The organism is Arthrobacter sp. ISL-85 (genome assembly GCF_018613675.1).
GTDB lineage: Bacteria > Actinomycetota > Actinomycetes > Actinomycetales > Micrococcaceae > Arthrobacter.
On sequence record NZ_JAGGPQ010000014.1, the window covers coordinates 12,973 to 28,114 of the forward strand.

Annotated in this window: 18 protein-coding genes and 1 pseudogene; 8 read left to right on the top strand and 11 right to left on the bottom strand. The window is 63.7% G+C overall.

Annotated elements, in window-relative coordinates; translation table 11 throughout:
- Nucleotides 1-15 precede the first annotated feature (15 nt).
- On the top strand, nucleotides 16-531 hold the full coding sequence (locus tag J7I84_RS10680) for a MarR family winged helix-turn-helix transcriptional regulator (protein WP_214944314.1): 516 nt from the start codon (nucleotides 16-18) through the stop codon (nucleotides 529-531).
- Nucleotides 532-956: 425 nt separating this feature from the next.
- Here J7I84_RS10680 and J7I84_RS10685 read toward each other — a convergent pair whose 3' ends face one another.
- Nucleotides 957-1,838: an SDR family oxidoreductase gene (locus J7I84_RS10685; RefSeq protein ID WP_214944316.1), complete on the bottom strand. Its 882-nt coding sequence runs from the start codon at nucleotides 1,836-1,838 to the stop codon at nucleotides 957-959.
- An 86-nt stretch (nucleotides 1,839-1,924) separates the two neighbouring features.
- Between J7I84_RS10685 and J7I84_RS10690 the strand changes: the two genes are divergently transcribed.
- Nucleotides 1,925-2,506 carry a TetR/AcrR family transcriptional regulator gene (locus J7I84_RS10690; RefSeq protein WP_214944318.1) on the top strand — a complete coding sequence of 194 codons (582 nt, stop codon included), beginning with the start codon at nucleotides 1,925-1,927 and terminating at the stop codon, nucleotides 2,504-2,506.
- Between the two features lie 563 nt (nucleotides 2,507-3,069).
- On the opposite strand, the gene J7I84_RS10695 is transcribed toward J7I84_RS10690, so the two are convergent.
- Complete coding sequence (locus J7I84_RS10695) at nucleotides 3,070-3,555, bottom strand: hypothetical protein (protein WP_214944320.1); 486 nt, start codon at nucleotides 3,553-3,555, stop codon at nucleotides 3,070-3,072.
- A gap of 280 nt (nucleotides 3,556-3,835) precedes the next feature.
- Here J7I84_RS10695 and J7I84_RS10700 point away from each other — a divergent pair, with 280 nt between their 5' ends.
- The 4 genes and pseudogenes from J7I84_RS10700 to J7I84_RS10720 all read left to right on the top strand — a co-directional run bounded on the left by J7I84_RS10700 (nucleotide 3,836) and on the right by J7I84_RS10720 (nucleotide 6,667).
- Nucleotides 3,836-4,111 carry a YnfA family protein gene (locus tag J7I84_RS10700; RefSeq protein ID WP_311381118.1) on the top strand — a complete coding sequence of 92 codons (276 nt, stop codon included), beginning with the start codon at nucleotides 3,836-3,838 and terminating at the stop codon, nucleotides 4,109-4,111.
- A 51-nt stretch (nucleotides 4,112-4,162) separates the two neighbouring features.
- Nucleotides 4,163-4,537 carry a helix-turn-helix transcriptional regulator gene (locus J7I84_RS10705; RefSeq protein ID WP_214944322.1) on the top strand — a complete coding sequence of 125 codons (375 nt, stop codon included), beginning with the start codon at nucleotides 4,163-4,165 and terminating at the stop codon, nucleotides 4,535-4,537.
- Nucleotides 4,477-5,163, top strand: a pseudogene (locus J7I84_RS10710) (cation transporter); the annotation flags it as partial. The gene J7I84_RS10705 and the pseudogene J7I84_RS10710, both read left to right, overlap by 61 nt.
- 586 nt (nucleotides 5,164-5,749) lie before the next feature.
- Nucleotides 5,750-6,667 carry a cation diffusion facilitator family transporter gene (locus J7I84_RS10720; RefSeq protein ID WP_214944324.1) on the top strand — a complete coding sequence of 306 codons (918 nt, stop codon included), beginning with the start codon at nucleotides 5,750-5,752 and terminating at the stop codon, nucleotides 6,665-6,667.
- A 303-nt stretch (nucleotides 6,668-6,970) separates the two neighbouring features.
- On the opposite strand, the gene J7I84_RS10725 is transcribed toward J7I84_RS10720, so the two are convergent.
- Nucleotides 6,971-8,494 carry a SulP family inorganic anion transporter gene (locus J7I84_RS10725; RefSeq protein WP_214944326.1) on the bottom strand — a complete coding sequence of 508 codons (1,524 nt, stop codon included), beginning with the start codon at nucleotides 8,492-8,494 and terminating at the stop codon, nucleotides 6,971-6,973.
- 180 nt (nucleotides 8,495-8,674) lie between these two features.
- On the opposite strand from J7I84_RS10725, the gene J7I84_RS10730 reads away from it, so the two are divergent.
- Complete coding sequence (locus J7I84_RS10730) at nucleotides 8,675-9,052, top strand: MerR family transcriptional regulator (RefSeq protein WP_214944328.1); 378 nt, start codon at nucleotides 8,675-8,677, stop codon at nucleotides 9,050-9,052.
- 283 nt (nucleotides 9,053-9,335) lie between these two features.
- Here the strand turns inward: J7I84_RS10730 and J7I84_RS10735 are convergent, their stop codons facing one another.
- From J7I84_RS10735 to J7I84_RS10750, 4 genes are all read right to left on the bottom strand, one after another.
- On the bottom strand, nucleotides 9,336-9,653 hold the full coding sequence (locus tag J7I84_RS10735) for a hypothetical protein (protein ID WP_251046470.1): 318 nt from the start codon (nucleotides 9,651-9,653) through the stop codon (nucleotides 9,336-9,338).
- Nucleotides 9,654-9,662: 9 nt separating this feature from the next.
- A complete protein-coding gene (locus J7I84_RS10740; protein WP_214944330.1) occupies nucleotides 9,663-10,373 on the bottom strand; it encodes a GAF and ANTAR domain-containing protein in 711 nt (236 codons plus the stop codon).
- Between the two features lie 32 nt (nucleotides 10,374-10,405).
- On the bottom strand, nucleotides 10,406-11,140 hold the full coding sequence (locus tag J7I84_RS21920; RefSeq protein ID WP_214944332.1) for a GAF and ANTAR domain-containing protein: 735 nt from the start codon (nucleotides 11,138-11,140) through the stop codon (nucleotides 10,406-10,408).
- A gap of 107 nt (nucleotides 11,141-11,247) precedes the next feature.
- Entirely contained in the window at nucleotides 11,248-11,481 is a 234-nt protein-coding gene (locus J7I84_RS10750) for a hypothetical protein (protein ID WP_214944334.1), read from the bottom strand.
- A 526-nt stretch (nucleotides 11,482-12,007) separates the two neighbouring features.
- Between J7I84_RS10750 and J7I84_RS10755 the strand changes: the two genes are divergently transcribed.
- A complete protein-coding gene (locus J7I84_RS10755) occupies nucleotides 12,008-12,745 on the top strand; it encodes a GAF and ANTAR domain-containing protein (protein WP_214944336.1) in 738 nt (245 codons plus the stop codon).
- Between the two features lie 96 nt (nucleotides 12,746-12,841).
- Here J7I84_RS10755 and J7I84_RS10760 read toward each other — a convergent pair whose 3' ends face one another.
- From J7I84_RS10760 to J7I84_RS10775, 4 genes are all read right to left on the bottom strand, one after another.
- Entirely contained in the window at nucleotides 12,842-13,147 is a 306-nt protein-coding gene (locus J7I84_RS10760; RefSeq protein ID WP_214944338.1) for a DUF4193 domain-containing protein, read from the bottom strand.
- Nucleotides 13,148-13,415: 268 nt separating this feature from the next.
- Nucleotides 13,416-14,132 (bottom strand): GAF and ANTAR domain-containing protein, encoded by a 717-nt coding sequence (locus tag J7I84_RS10765; RefSeq protein WP_214944340.1) that lies wholly within the window; start codon nucleotides 14,130-14,132, stop codon nucleotides 13,416-13,418.
- 132 nt (nucleotides 14,133-14,264) lie between these two features.
- Nucleotides 14,265-14,633 carry a hypothetical protein gene (locus J7I84_RS10770; RefSeq protein ID WP_214944343.1) on the bottom strand — a complete coding sequence of 123 codons (369 nt, stop codon included), beginning with the start codon at nucleotides 14,631-14,633 and terminating at the stop codon, nucleotides 14,265-14,267.
- 62 nt (nucleotides 14,634-14,695) lie between these two features.
- On the bottom strand, nucleotides 14,696-14,953 hold the full coding sequence (locus tag J7I84_RS10775) for a hypothetical protein (RefSeq protein WP_214944345.1): 258 nt from the start codon (nucleotides 14,951-14,953) through the stop codon (nucleotides 14,696-14,698).
- Between the last annotated feature and the right edge of the window lie 189 nt (nucleotides 14,954-15,142).

A 15,142-nucleotide genomic window follows, 5' to 3' on the forward strand; every position in this document is an offset into this window, starting at 1 on the left:
TCGTACTCTGGTCGTATGACTGATACCCGCTCTCCGGTAGATCTCGCTGGGGAGGACCTTGATACATGGGCGGGACTGGCTACGGTTCTGGAGTGGTTGCCGCCCGCGCTCGATGCGCCGTTGGTGCACGATTTTGACCTCACACATTTCGAGTACGGCATCCTGTTCGCATTGGCTGACGCACCGGATCGGACACTTCGCATGAGTGATCTCGCCGGCTTTGCCAATAGCTCACTCTCACGACTGTCCCGCGCAGTGTCACGGCTGCAAAGCCGAGGCTGGGTGCAGCGCTCCCCGGACCCCAAAGACGGGAGATCCACCCGAGCAACTCTGACCGACGCCGGCCTCGAGGTGATCAATGAGGCAACTCCTGGTCATGTCGACACCGTCAGAAGGTTGGTCCTCGACCCGCTAACAGCCGCGCAAAGACGCCAGCTGCGTGAGATCACCTTGCGCATTCAACAGGCAATCAGGACACAAGAGGGATGGCGGCCACCGCGGAGTATCCGCTCTCCCGCAGCGTCGGACTAGCACTCGCCTAACGGCAACCCGCTTCCGTTCTGCTTTGCGGTCCTTCTCCTGCGTCCGGCAGGTCCTTCTGAGGACGAATGAGGGGGCACCTTGTGGGACATCTTGGCTTTTCGGGCACGAAAATTTGACAGACCTTGAGGAACAGAAGCGACTATTAGGGGAGCCGTGTAGCAGAGTGCGGCAACCCCCCGGAGCGGGCCTTGCTCGTTTTCCAGGGCCAGGCAAAGTCCCGCCGCTGGCCCTGCAGCTCAGCGGCGGGACTTTGACTGGTTAACGCATGGCCGCCGGTGAAGGATCGGCTAGCGTGGACGTTCCGGTTTCGCAGCAGCGCGTACCAGGTGCCGCCGTTGAGGTCGATTTCGTCGATGGACCTTTCATCGGATTTTTGCGTTGCGGCGCGGTGTCCCAGGGCGCGCACCGTGGCCTCAGACCCTAATCTTCTCCAGGTCCTCAAGCAGGCCCGGGTGCGTGGGCTCCCAGCGCAGCTGGGCGCGGGTGCGGATGCTTGATGCGGGCTGGTCGACCTCGAAGATGGCGCCGAGGGGACCAAAGGTCTCTGTCGGCCGTGATTCGACGGGAAGCCCGAGCCGCCGCCCTATCACGGCGGCGATGTCGCGCACCGCGTCGCCCTCGTCCGCAACGGCGTGCCACGCCGTGCCGCCGGGGGCCTTCTCGAGCGCGAGCCGGAAGAGAACAGCCGCGTCCAACGCATGCACGGCCGGCCAGCGCTGGGCGCCGTCTCCTGGGTAGCCGGCCACGCCGCTCTGGCGGGTGATTTGGGCGAGGATCCCGGCGAATCCGCCGTCGCCTTCGTTGTGAACGGTGCGCGGGAGCCTGACGGTAGATGCCCGCACCCCGCGGTCCGCGAGGGATAGGGCGCGATTGACAGACACGCTGCGCCCGCCCACAGGCCCCTCGGTCGGCAAGGGGTCGTCTTCGGTCGACGGGCGGCCGGCCGCGCGCGGAGTGCCCGACACCGTGACGAGTGGCTTCCCGGTGCCGACGAGGGCTTGGCCGAGCACGTCGAGGGCTGCGGATTCATCGGCGATGTTCTGACCGAGCGCCTCCGGCGAGCTGAAGTCGTTGCCGAAGGCGAGGTGGATGACACCGTCGGCCTTCTCAGTCTCGGCGCGAAGGACATCGAAGTCGACGAGCCCTCCCCGAATGGTGTCGGCGCCGGCCGCTTCGGCTTTCGCGGCCGAGACGTCGGAGCGGGTGAGGGCGGTGACAGAGTGCCCGGCGGAGAGCAACTCGGCGACGACCGCCGACCCGATCAGACCTGTTCCTCCAGTGATGAATACACGCACGGAAACCCTCCACGAAGTGATGCGACTAATGTCCCATCAGCGTAGCACTGTGATAAGACTTGTGTCGCATCACGTAGAATAGTCGGATGTCAAGATGGAAACCGGCTGCACGTCAGCGACTGGCCGTGGCTGCTCTCGACCTCTTCGCCGAGCAAGGTTACGACGCGACCACCGTCGCGCAGATCGCGGAGCGCGCCGGCCTCACCCGCAGCACCTTCTTCCGCTACTTCGGCGACAAGCGCGAGATCCTCTCGGCGGGCCAGGAAATGCTCAGCTTGCTGCTGGCCGAGGGCATCGCTGCAGCCCCGGAAGATGCGACCCCCCTGGATGCGGTCGCCGCCGGCCTCGACCGCGCATCCGGTGCCATGACCGACTTCAACCGCGAACTCGGCCCCCGCCTCCACGCAGCGATCGAAGCCAACGAAGAGCTCCGCGCCCGCAGCGCCATGAAGAGCATCGGCATGGCGGCCGCGATGGCAGACGCGCTCCGCCAGAGGGGCGTCTCCGAGGCGGCCGCGCAGGTGTCGGCCGAACTCGGTGTGCTGGCGTTCGGCATCGGCTACCGCCGCTGGGCCGACCCCGCGGGCAAGGACGCCCCTGGCGAACTCGTCGCTCACACCCGCACCGCCTTCGCAGAACTCCGCTCGGCTACCGCCACCCTCCGCTAAAGACGAGAGTCCCGCTCAGGGATCCCCTTAACGGCTGAACTCACGCGCCAAATAGCGCCGCCAGAACGCCGCCACTTATCGCCGAAAGTCACAGCACTTCCCGGCACCTCAGGGGCGGGTCGTCAAAAACGGTCGTTTTTGCCACAGGTGTCAGTTTCAGAAGTTGGCCGCTAAGCCCCCAGTCAACAAAAGCCCGGGCAGCCCCAGGGGCCCGGGCGCTGCGTCCGGGCCCTTGTGCATGTTCGGCTGAAGGCCTGCTGAAAACTCGGCTACCGGTCCGCAACGATCCAGATCCGTATTCCCTGATCCGTCAGACTCCGGCGAAGGCTCTCTTGGACGCTTATCTCGTACCAAAAGATTGCCGCCGGATCCGGCCGTGGAGTATCAAGGTTTCGGAAGAGTGCGTCCAACAACCGCGCCAGCTGCACGTCTGACAAGCCGGAAGTTATCGCTTCCGGACCGTTGGTGTTGCTGATGATCGCGAATAGTTCGGTGTCCGTCATCGACGAGGGCTCGGATCCTACTAAGCCCCCGCCGTCCTGCCGCCCCCTCAGCGCATCCTCCTACATCCGGCCGGCGGTAAGGTCCGGGTCAGCATCAGGATTCGTGCGGCCGGTCTCCTCGACAGTCAGGGAGGGCGCGGGCTCATCCTGAGACGCCTGGAGGGAGCGCCACACGAGCACGCCGGCCGCGACGATGGCGATTAGTGCGCCGATCCACCACCATTTCCTGGACGCTCTCCGTGCAGCCGCCGTCGGCACCGCAGCCTGAACCGCCGCTGCTTTCGGTCCAGCATGCCTTAAGCGCTCGTGGACCCGAGGGGTCAGTGTCTGTACCCCGCCTGCCAGCTCGTCAGCGAGCTGACGCACAACAGCTTGGAGGCGAGGTGATGCAGTCTCGATGCCGGTGTCCAGCCCGGCTACGGCTCTCTGCAGAGCAGCCTGCACCCCGGGGGTCGCCCATTCCTTGCCCTTGGCCAGTTGAGTCCTGAGGTTTTCGGAAAAACGGTGGACCTGCGCGGTTTCCATGGTGGGTTCTGCCGTTCGCATTAGGTGCCTCCTGGTAGTGATGGATGCCTACGAAAGATCTAAAGGATTGTGACCCCGCATGCGGAGCGCAAGTTCCGCTTAGGGGCGGACGGCGACTGGGGGGACGAACCGCTGCTTAGGGGGTTCGTTTCGCCGCCGGCCCGGTCTCACCCACGCCGGCCCCAAGGGAAACGCCACATCTCGTTACAGCAAACATTAGGTCCAGGCTTCACTCCTGTCAGCAGAAAGGGGTACCCATATTTCATGAGGGGGTGAAGCCAAGGATGCTCAGATCCTCGCTGTGCCCGCTCCTCCATTCCTGCGGCGAGGAGCCGTCTCCGATGCTGGGGTCGAAGCCCTGGGGCAAAAACGCATCTACGGGTTCGCTGCGACACTTCAGCCCGACGCTAACTTCGGCCGGATCCTGGCCGCCTACGGTGGCGTGTTCGTCGCCGGCTCCCTTGCATGGGGAATGGTCTTCGACGGCTTCCGGCCCGACCGCTGGGATATTACCGGCTCGGTGATCTGCCTGCTCGGAGTGGCCGTGATCATGTTCGCGCCCCGCAGCGCCGGCTAAAACTCTTAGTACAGAATTGCCTGAATACAGGCACAGATGTAGTTTCGGGTTATGGAAACCCTCACGCACGCCCCGGTGCTGGCACGGTTCGGTTACGCGGTCTCGGATCCGACCCGGGCCCGGATCCTCCTGGCGCTGGCCACCGAAGCCGCCTACCCGTCCAATCTGGCTGATTCACTCGGGGTGTCACGGCAGAGCATGTCCAACCACCTGACCTGCCTGCGTGGCTGCGGCCTCGTGGTCGCCGTTCCGGATGGCCGGCGGAGCCGCTATGAACTCGCGGACGCCAGGTTGGGCCATGCCATCACGGACCTGCTCGGCGTAGTGCTGGCCGTTGACCCTGCCTGCTGCGCACCGGACGGGACGTGCCTGGTACGACCACTGCACTCCAAACCGCACCCACCGCGTCCCGGCGCGCCGTGCTGAACCGCCGGATTCGGCTCTTCGCCGCTGCGACCATCACGTACAACATTGCCGAGGCCATCGTTACGCTCTGGGCCGGGAATGCCGCGGACTCCTCGGCGCTGATCGGTTTCGGACTCGACTCAGTGATCGAGGTCGCATCCGCCGTGGCCCTGTCCTGGCAGTTTTCCGCCAAGGCCCCTGAACAGCGCGAGCACCTGACCCTGCGGATCATCGCGCTCTCCTTCTTCGCCCTCGCCGCGTTCGTCACGGTGGACTCTGTGCGGTCCCTGACCGGCGGCGGCGAAGCGCAGCACTCGACCCCGGGCATCGTGATCGCTGCCCTGAGCCTGGCCATCATGCCGGTTCTGTCCTGGGCGCAGCGTCGGGCCGGACGGGAACTCGGATCCAGGACCGCGGTCGCTGATTCCAAGCAGACGCTGCTGTGCACCTACCTCTCCGCAGTCCTGCTGGTGGGACTGGTGCTGAACAGCACGCTGGGCTGGTGGTGGGCTGATGCCGGCGCAGCCCTGGTCATCGCCGCGATCGCCGTCCGGGAAGGCATCAACGCCTGGCGCGGGGATGTCTGCTGCACCGTCCCGCACGGCCACAATACGCCCGAGACCGCAACGGATGATTGCTGCGCCGGCTCTGACATGGGCGACGGCGCCGGCCACCACAGCGGCGAGTCCGGGCACGGCACACGCTTAGCTGCGGAGAGCCAGACCGATGCGCCCGGGGCTGCCGGGTGCTGCGAAGGCTGTAACTCCAAGTCCAGATCCCAAGATCGTCAGCCTGTCGCCGCCGGGCCCGGGGGAACACTGACCGTGGACTACGAACTGCGCACCATCCCGGGCTGTCCGAACAGCGGTCCGGCCCTGGAACTGTTCCGTCAAGCCCTGGCAGCCGAACGACGGGACGCCGGCCGCCTAACGGTCCGTGAGGTAACGTCCGAGGACGAGGCCGAGATGCTGGGTTTCCACGGCTCACCGTCCTTCATCGCCGACGGGCAGGACTTGTTTCCTGCCGGGACCGCACCTGCCCTGAGTTGTCGGGTGTACAGCTCGGAGGACAGGATGGCCGGGCTTCCCTCCGCCGGGTCATTGCGCGCCGCCGTCCGTGTCGCCGCCTCCGACGCATGAGCGACCGGGACTCCACGCCCCACTGCCCGCCGGTCAGCCTTCCTCGCCCCAACACCTACGCCTGCGCCTACGCCTACGCCCTGGAGGGCACTACATGAGCGGACATGACCACGACCACGCCGCTGGTGCAACCAGTCACCGGGGCAAACTGATCGTTGTCTTCTGTGTCACGTTCGCCGTGATGGTCGCGGAAATCGTCGGCGCGGTCCTCACCGGCAGCCTGGCGCTGCTGGCAGACGCGGGCCACATGTTCACCGACTCGGTTGGGCTGCTGATCGCCCTGATCGCCGCGTCCCTGGCCCTGAAGCCTGCCACGCTCAAGCGCACCTGGGGGTACAAGCGCGCTGAAATCATCGCCGCCGCAGGGCAGGCGGCCCTGCTGCTGGGCGTTGGCGGATTCGTCATCATCGAAGGAATCCGGCGGCTTCTCGAGCCCCCGGAGATCGCAGGATCCACCATGCTCTGGTTCGGCGTCATCGGCCTGGCCGGCAACGCCGTCGGCCTGATCGTTTTATCCTCGGGCCGGAACCACAACTTCAACATGAAGGCCGCCTTCCTCGAAGTCCTCAACGACGCCCTGGGATCCGCGGCCGTCATCGCCGCGGCGATCATCATCGCCGTCACCGGCTGGGTCCAGGCCGACGCCGTCGTGTCCCTGCTGATCGGTGTGCTGATCATTCCCCGCACCCTGAAGCTGCTCCGCGACACGGTCAACGTGCTGATGGAAAACGCACCGGCCGGCCTGGACCTAGCCAGCGTCCGCGGCCACATCCTCGCCCTGCCGCACGTCATCGACGTCCCCGACCTGCACGCTTCTCTCGTGGCCTCCGGGACACCGGTGCTTTCCGCCCATGTCACCGTCGAGGACACCTGCATGACCGACGGGCACGCCGCCACCATCCTGGCGGACCTGCAGCGCTGCGTGGCAGAACACTTCGACGTCAGCGTCGAACACTCCACCTTCCAGATCGAACCAGCCGCCCACCGCGACCAGGAAAGCTTGCCGCACTGATGACACAGACGGGGAGCCGCCGATCGGTTCGTCGAGCAGCTCGTTGACCGATGTCTGCCCTTCCAGTTCCCCAGCCTCCCGATTCCGGCCGCTGGGTAAGACCGGTCCCAAGATTACCCGCCTCTGAAGTCACGGTCGCGGGTGGTGCACACTGGCGGGCAGGTGTAGCCCTCCGCACAGCCCAAAGCTGGGCGGTTTCCAACAACCGACGCAACAGTCCGTGTTGACGCTGACGCCAGCAGACGAAAGGACCCCGTCCAGTCGGTGTTGGCCGGGGTCCTTGCGTCTGCTTTTTGATCTTGGTTAGTGCCCGGCGCCGAGTTTTCCGCCGAGGCGTTCGCGGATGAGTGTGCTGGCGTTGTTGAGGCCGATGATCTTCACGTCCTTGCCGTGGCGGTGGTACTTCTCGGTGATGGCGTCCAGCGCTGCAATGGTCGAGGCGTCCCAGAGGTGGGAGGCGTGCATGTCGATGATGACGTGCTTGGGGTCCAGCGCATACTCGAACTGCGTGTAGAGGTCGTTGGAGGAGGCGAAAAACAGTTCGCCGTTCACAACGTAAGTCACGGTTTCGTGGCCGGCGACGTTTTCGACCGTACGTTCGACAGTGACCAGGTGCGCGACCCTCCGGGCGAAGAGGACCATGGCGACCAGGACTCCGACGCCCACGCCGATGGCCAGGTTGTTGGTGGCGACCACGACCAGGACGGTGGCCACCATGACCGCGGTTTCGCTTTTGGGCATCATCCGCAGCGTCGAAGGACGGATGCTGTGCCAGTCGAAGGTCGCGACAGAGACAAATATCATGACGGCCACGAGGGCGGCCATGGGGATCAGGGAGACGACTCCGCCGAGGGCGACAACGAGGATAAGCAGGAACGTGCCGGCGAGGAAGGTGGAGATCCTGGTGCGGCCACCGGAAGCTTTGACGTTGATCATGGTCTGGCCGATCATCGCGCAACCGCCCATGCCACCAAAGAAGCCGGTAACGATGTTGGCCACGCCCTGGCCCCAGGCTTCGCGGGTCTTGTGGGAGCGGGTATCGGTGACGTCGTCGACCAGTTTGGCGGTCATCAGGGATTCGAGCAGCCCAACCATGGCCATGGCCAGGGCGAAGGGGCCGATAATCTGCAGCGTCTCCCAAGTGAGGGGTACGTTAGGGACGAACAGCGAGGGCAGGCTGTGCGGGAGTTCGCCCTTGTCGCCGACAGTGGGTACCTTGACGGCGGCCAGGACGGTGATGAGCGTGAGCACGATGATGGCAATCAACGGTGCGGGGACCGCTTTGGTCAACCGCGGCAGTCCGAAGACGATCAGCAAGGCCAACGCCGTCAGCGGGTACACCAGCCACGGCACGCCGATGAGTTCGTGGAGCTGGGCGCTGAAGATCAGGATCGCCAGGGCGTTCACGAACCCGACCATGACCGAACGAGGGATGAACCGCATCAGCTTGGCGACGCCGAGAAGGCCTAGGATGATCTGCAAAACACCGGCGACGATCACTGTGGCCACGAAGTAGTCCACCCCGTGGCTGCGGACCAACGGGGCGATCACCAGGGCCACGGCCCCGGTGGCGGCGGAGATCATGGCCGGCCGGCCGCCGACGAGGGAGATGGTCACAGCCATCGTGAACGAAGCGAAAAGCCCGACCCGCGGGTCCACCCCCGCGATGATGGAGAAAGCGATGGCTTCCGGGATCAATGCCAGGGCGACGACGAGCCCGGCAAGGACTTCAGTCTTAAGCCTGCGCGGGGACTTCAGGGTCTCCCGGACGGACTGCAACTGCTCCGGGATATAGGCAGGGGCATCCCCCGTGGTTGTGACGGCCATGAGCCGGCTCCGTTCTGCGTCGTGAAGGCATACTCGTGCCTTCGTTGTATGAAGAGAAGAGGGGCGCAGCTGCGCGCCGAAAGAAAATTTTAGGGGTCCGCCCTGGCGCCACGGGCGACCACTTAAAACCATACCCTAACGTGATGGTAGAGTTTAAATTCCGATCTATAGGAGTTCTTGATGACGGCAAAGACCGGAAACACCATGCACATCGGTGAACTCGCCGAACGTACGGGATTGTCCTTACGGACCATCAGGCACTACGACGAGGTCGGGCTCCTTCCCGCCACTGCGCGAACAGACGGAGGCTTCCGCGTGTACTCGGAGGACGATTTCGAGCGGCTCCTGGTCATCAAGCAGATGAAGCCGGTAGGTTTTTCACTGGAGGAGATGGCTGAACTGCTCCGAATATTTGCCACGGGCGACCCGGCCGGACTTGTCGAGGCCGACCAGGCAAAGCTTGTTCAGTTCCTTGAGAAAGCCGTCCAGCAACGAGCCAAAATGGCCCGAAACCTGGCCCAAGCAGACGAACTCATCGAAAGACTCAGCCGAAGCTAAGCTACGGGGGCCGGCTGTCCCCACCGAGCATCGATGTCACTGGAAAACCATTCCGCCGGTGCGGGAGCGGGACGGAGCTGCCCGCGCCCGGGCGGTTCGACCAGCCCCGGCAGCCTTTCGCTTGAACCTGGACGGCGGCATGAGTTGGGCGGTTTCCCACAAACGTCGCGGCAGGTCTGCCGAACGTATCAGGTTTGTGGGGGTTCGAAGACCAGTACTACTCCCGGAGTGGTGAGTAGCGTTTAGGGTACGGGATTCCCCAGCAGTTTTGCGGGGGCTGATTTCATTTTCCGTCGTGCGGGGCGTTGTCTTCGTGTGCTGGGTGCAGGTGTTGCCGGGGGTTGATGTAATTGGTGCTGTAGGGGGCGGTTGGTGGAGGGGGAAGTTCGTTGATGAGTTCATTGACGGCGTGGGCGACGAGGTCCCGTTCGTGGGCCGGGAGCTCCAAGGATCCGTTGAGATAGGCGTCTACTTCGTACTCGCCTGCGACGCCTGTGAAGCTGAAGTAGCGGATCCACACCTCGCCGAGGGGAAGCCTGGCTAGTTGCATCGCTTCCCGGGTTGCTTCTGCCTGGCTGCTGGATTCATCGAACTCGTCCAAGGGGTTCTCCTACTGCTCAGTCATACCCTGGACGATTTCCCGGGCTACCTCATGGAGTGGTTTGCCCTCTCCCCGGGACGCGGACAACATGATGGTGAAAGCTTCACGCGAGGTGATGTTCATTCTTTCGATGAGGACGCCTTCGGCCCGGGAGATCATGTCGCGGTTTGCCAGGGCTTCCACCAGCTGCGTGCTGAGCCGTTGCGCTGTTTCGCGGTCCCTGGCGTTGCCGAGCATGACGGCGGCCGGAGCGGCGAGCCGCTCGATCAGGAAAACCGAATGGTCATCAAACGCCATCGGGTGTGGGGAGTAGACCTTAAAGGCTCCGATGTGTCGTCCCTGGGTGGTGACTGGGGCGCTGAGGACGGAGCGGAGGGGAAGGTCTGCGACTGCTGCGGTCCACCGGGGCCAGCGCGTTTCCTGCCTCGCGTCCTGGATGATGATGGCGCGTTGTTCTGCCCAGGCGCTCAGGCACGGTCCCTGGCCCAGCTCGTATTGCAGTTTGTCCGCCCGGAGCACCACAGGGTCGGTGACGCCGGCGCTTTCCCGGCGGCCGCGGGCGTTGATGAGAGAGGCTCCGGCGCCGGCCGAACCTGGCACGGAGTCCTTGAGTACATAGGCCAGGGATTGCACGGCTCTGGCGGCGTTCTCCTCGGTGAGGAAACCGCCTGCCAGTTGTCCGGTCAGCGCAGCCAGTTCGTTTACTAGGGGATTGTCCATGGCTTTTCTCACCCTTTCGTGCCCTACCGGAGCTAGGCCGAATCGAAGTGTGTGGTGGGCGTGGTGCCGTTGAAGCGTGCCAGGACGGAGAGCGCTACGTCCCTGAGCTTCTCGTTGCGGTTGCTTGAGGCTTTCACCAGGATGCCTACGGCTTGTTTTTGGTCGCAGCCGGTCTGGGCCATGATCACGCCGGCCGCGAGATCGATCGCTGTCCGTGATTCCAGAGCGGCAGCCAGATCCGCAGACTTTTCTGCCTGTGTTTGCAGCTTCACGCTCAACGTCACCGCCCGCGCCGCCACCGCCGTGAAGTCCAAAAGGGTCTTTTTCACGTTGTCAGGGACCGGGCCGGGGTGGGGGCTGTACGTGTTCAGTGCGGCCGCCCCTGCTGTTTTCAGGGCGATCGGAATGGCTAAAATCGACCGCATCGGGCTCCCGGTCATGGCCCTGGTGTACCGCGGCCACCGTGTTTCAGTCCGCAGGTCAACAACCTCACAGACCTGTCCCGTCCTGGCGGTCTGCATGCACGGGCCCTGATTCGATGCGTACTGCACCTCATCCATGACCGCTGTTTCAGGATCGCTGCTGCAGACTGTGACCGGCCGGCGGTTCCTCCACACGGTCACACTGCAATGGGCCTCGGTCAGGACCTGGCCAAGCTCACGGGTTGAAATCTCCACCAACCGCTGCAGGAACACTGCCATGTCCGGGCTGTCCAGGAGCACGTCTATCAGCACATCAGTCCCGGAGTGCGTCAGCTTGGTATTCACAAAATCTCCTGCCTGCCGCCCTGAGCGGTACGTGTGTTCCTGTCCATCCCCTTACCCAGACCTGAGGGAAAGAACTGCTATGGGTCAGGCGGGCCCTGGTCTGCCGATTACCAGCGGGCCAGAGTCGGGATGGAAGCGAGGAAGCGGCAGGACAGGTCATCGACCGCGTAGTCGAGAATCTCCACTTCGAACACGTCCGGGTCCCGGAGCCCGTGCAGGAAAGCGTCGAACTCGAAGATGCCCGCGCTTCCTCCGTTGGCCCAGAACCTCAGCCATAACTCCTCAAGCCAACCCGGGTCCTGCAGGACCATCACCCGGGCCACCTGTTGTGAATTTCCCATGCGGCGCCCTCACCACTGTCGGTGGACTATCGCTTTGAAGCGCCCCTCTACTCGAGACACTATCCACGATGACAGCTAAGGCACCCCGTCACAACCCCCGAAAAGCGCGCGAGAGAAGCTTGCCACGCATGAGACCTTTGGGTTACCGCGGGTAGCATCGGCCTGCCGGGGTCACCGGCGCACGGAAGTCGGAGGTGACACTGAACCGCCCACAACTTTGGCAGCATTTGGCGAGGCCCGGTTCAGCTCCAAGGTTCGGAAAGATCAATTCTGAGGTGGCCCCTGGCCGGAGAACCAGGAACCATTGGATGGCTCACTGCAGTAGCGGTGGAGAACCGTGAGGTACTGCCCCAAGCTGTCGACAGCGGAACCCCTGCTGCCACAACCAGGTTTCCGCGTGGGTAGGGCAGCCGACTGGATGGAGCTGTCCGTGAACTCCGGTCTAAATATCCGTCGGACAAAACGGGTAAGTGATTGGGTAGTCCTGTCTGTTGTGTCATAGTCATGCTGCTTCTAGGTTGGTGTAATGACCGCCGAAGATCATGCCCACCAGCTTGAGGTGTTGCACGGCCTGATCACAAGTAGCGGAGAGCTCAAGGGCTTTCTGGATGCGATGACCGGCTTCGCAGCGGAAACGATGATCAAGGCGACCGGAAGACGGGTTGAGTGCGCCCTCACGCTCCACCGGCACAAGCGCAGCGTGGAGATCGCCGGCAGCAGTGATGATGCGATCCTGCTCGACGGCGTCGGGCAACGCCAGGGCGACGGGCCCCGAACGGAGGCCCTGCGGACCGGCCTACCGGTCTTGATTGCCGATGTTTCCCTTGATTTCCGCTGGAAGCCCTACTGCCACGCCCTGGCTGGTTTTGGCTGCCGGAGCGTGCTTGCCGTGCCACTGGAACTCGGGTCCGAAGCCGAGGCGGCGCTGAACTTCTTCGCCCCGACGACCGGTTTCTTCACCGCGGAAGTCATAAAGGATGCGCGGGCTTTCGCCAATACCGCAAGCCAGGCCCTTCGGGTGGAGCTCCGGATCGTGTCCGCGGAACTGCTCGCCGAAGACCTTAAAGCCGCCATGGAATCCAGGACCGCGATCGACCTAGCCTGCGGAATGATCATGGCGCAGAACCGGTGTTCCCAAGAGGAGGCTTTCCAGATCCTTGTCAGAGCGTCCAGTACCCGGAGCGAGAAGCTTCACACCCTCGCACAAAAAATCGTCTCCAACGTCTCCGGAGATGACGCAACATGCACCCATTTTGACGACTGAAACTGCTGCCAGCAGCAGCATTCCAAACAGGCTCCGGGCGGACCGGAACCCGGACCACTAGGGGTGGGCAGAGCGGAAGGCCCGGGGATGGCTGGGTTAGCTTTGGCATTCCTGGCAATATTGATGGCCTTCGTGTTCGCGGGCCAGTTGCGAACGGTGCCGGACCAGGAAGCAGGAGTGGCACGTGAACTCGTCCGCGGCCTGAGGGACGACCTGGATGATGAGCTCTTCGGCAACGATTTCGCCGCCGGGGACGCCCAGAGCGTCGGCATCATCGGGTGCGTCCAGTTCCCGTACGACGCTGAGCGCGTCAGGTGCGTTGGCGGACTTCAACGCCTCCAGTGAGCTTTCCTGTGTTTCCTTAACATCGGTCCGGAGCTCATCGTAATCGGCGGTGGCCATGGTTCAGTCCTCAATTCCTGTTCGTTCTGTCTGCAACGGATTTCGGTGGCCCTTTTTCCCATTTGGTTGCGGGCGCCGCCCAGCACGTCCTCACGTCGGTTCTGTCCCTTGCCCCTTGCATTCAGGAGGCAGGCCGGAAGCGGGGAAACGAGGCCAAGGCCATGATCGGGAAGGGCGGGGCGAAAGAGACCTCTAGGTGGCACGGCCCCAAAGCAGCGGGGAAAGCACTGACGCCAGCTTCTTTTGGACTCATCACTGCTCCTTCCTCTTACTCGCCGGTGGCCTCTTGGAGAACATTTCGTGCTACTTCGTGGAGCGGTGTGCTCTCTCCGCGGGAACGGGCCAACAGTACGTCTAAAGCCTCTTGTGAGTTCACATTCATGCGCTCCATCAACATCCCCTGTGCTTTTGAAATCATGTCCCTGTTGGCCAGAGCCTCGGCCAGTTGCCCGCTCATCCGTTGTGCAGCTTCCCGGTCCCGGATGTGGCCGAGCAAAGCCGCTGCTGGGGTGGCGAGCCGTTCGATCAGGAAAACAGAGTTGTCATCGAATGCCAGCGGGAGGCGGGAGTAGACCTTGAGGGCACCAATGTGCTTTCCCCCAGTGGTCAGTGGTGCGCTGAGAACCGAACGGAGCGGAAGCTCAGCTACCGCCGCCGTCCATAGCGGCCAGCGGGTTTCTTCCTGGGTGTCCTGGATGATGATGGGGCGCTGTTCGGACCAGGCGCTCAGGCACGGGCCCTGACCGAGCCCGTACTGCAGTTTGTCGGCCTGGAGCACGACCGTGTCGGTGGCGCCGACGCTTTCGCTGCGGCCGCGGGAGTTGATGATGGACGCCCCGGCTCCCGCGGAGCCCGCGATCGAGTCCTTCAAGACGTATGCCAGGGACCGCACCGCTTTGGCAGCATCCTCCTCGGTGAGGAGGCCAGTAATCATCCTCCCCGTGACTCCGGCCGGTTCATAGGCCTGGGGAAGAGAATGGTTCATGGTTGGCCACCTTGTCCTGCCCGGCAACCGGGCGGGTATAGCTGAATGAGAAGCAATGCACCCTTGCTGGGTGAGCGCGTGAGGGGACCATCCGCAGGTGGTTCAGCCCTCGGATGCCGCGTGAGGACAGGCCTATTCGGGCAGTTCTATTTGGAACCCGCAGGGGCAATGCAGCACCTGGGTGGTCAGATAGACGTCCAAGTCGTCTTCGGTCGTGCGGTCGGTGAAGATCGGGGCGCTGAGCCGGCGGAGCTCCGAGCCGGTTTTTTGCATTAGCTGCCCGCAGTGAAAGTAGCTGCCGGCGAAGGTCACAACGTCGTCTGCATGACTTTCTCTGTTCAGGATTTCCGCAACGGCGGCCACGTCGGCGGGGTGAAGGTAGGTCCGCCGGCAGGCCCTGCAGGCGTAGCCCACTTCCACCATCACAGTCGAGGGTGGGCTGAGCGCCGCGATCGAGTGCAGTTCAAGGTCCCGGTCGTGTCCGCATGCGCGGCAGGTCAACGGTGCCGCGCCTGATGGGTGTCCGGGTGGTTGATTGTTTTGAGCGGGAGAATGTATGGACATCATGCAGCCGCCGGGTAGCTGAAGAGGATGTAGTCAGCTGCCGCGGGGCCGACCATCCGCAGCCGGCTCTCGTGAACGTCCACGCCACGGCCGTGCATCGCTGCCCGGAACGTGAAGTCGGGCTCTGCCTCGATCCCGTGCAGGAAACACCAACTGACGTACAGGCCGTAGAGGCAATCAGCGGTCAAGGGGCAGTCGGTGTCGAATTCAGGGACGGTGGCTTCTGCAAGGAACGTGGTGAAATGCGAGGCGGCCATGGTGGCTCTCTTTCCCCGGTGTGCATCTGTCCGCCGGCAGGCTCTAGCGGTACCTCCTCAGAGCCCTGCACTCGGCCAAGAGGGGAACGTCCCACAACGGTGTGACGCTTGCCACTTAGAATGTACGCACTCCCGTGCCACCTGTCCAGTCGGCCCGGCGGCCGATAAGCAGGGGTCGCGCCCGTAAAT

What these genes read in the sequence shown, in the direction of transcription:
- J7I84_RS10750 (WP_214944334.1), bottom strand. Translation starts at nt 11,481, where the DNA reads ATGGGAAATTCACAACAGGTGGCCCGGGTGATGGTCCTGCAGGACCCG.
- J7I84_RS10765 (WP_214944340.1), bottom strand. Translation starts at nt 14,132, where the DNA reads ATGAACCATTCTCTTCCCCAGGCCTATGAACCGGCCGGAGTCACGGGG.
- J7I84_RS10740 (WP_214944330.1), bottom strand. Translation starts at nt 10,373, where the DNA reads ATGGACAATCCCCTAGTAAACGAACTGGCTGCGCTGACCGGACAACTG.
- J7I84_RS10730 (WP_214944328.1), top strand. Translation starts at nt 8,675, where the DNA reads ATGACGGCAAAGACCGGAAACACCATGCACATCGGTGAACTCGCCGAA.
- J7I84_RS10695 (WP_214944320.1), bottom strand. Translation starts at nt 3,555, where the DNA reads ATGCGAACGGCAGAACCCACCATGGAAACCGCGCAGGTCCACCGTTTT.
- J7I84_RS10690 (WP_214944318.1), top strand. Translation starts at nt 1,925, where the DNA reads ATGTCAAGATGGAAACCGGCTGCACGTCAGCGACTGGCCGTGGCTGCT.
- J7I84_RS10705 (WP_214944322.1), top strand. Translation starts at nt 4,163, where the DNA reads ATGGAAACCCTCACGCACGCCCCGGTGCTGGCACGGTTCGGTTACGCG.
- J7I84_RS10680 (WP_214944314.1), top strand. Translation starts at nt 16, where the DNA reads ATGACTGATACCCGCTCTCCGGTAGATCTCGCTGGGGAGGACCTTGAT.
- J7I84_RS10760 (WP_214944338.1), bottom strand. Translation starts at nt 13,147, where the DNA reads ATGGCCACCGCCGATTACGATGAGCTCCGGACCGATGTTAAGGAAACA.
- J7I84_RS10775 (WP_214944345.1), bottom strand. Translation starts at nt 14,953, where the DNA reads ATGGCCGCCTCGCATTTCACCACGTTCCTTGCAGAAGCCACCGTCCCT.
- J7I84_RS10725 (WP_214944326.1), bottom strand. Translation starts at nt 8,494, where the DNA reads ATGGCCGTCACAACCACGGGGGATGCCCCTGCCTATATCCCGGAGCAG.
- J7I84_RS10755 (WP_214944336.1), top strand. Translation starts at nt 12,008, where the DNA reads ATGACCGCCGAAGATCATGCCCACCAGCTTGAGGTGTTGCACGGCCTG.
- J7I84_RS10720 (WP_214944324.1), top strand. Translation starts at nt 5,750, where the DNA reads ATGAGCGGACATGACCACGACCACGCCGCTGGTGCAACCAGTCACCGG.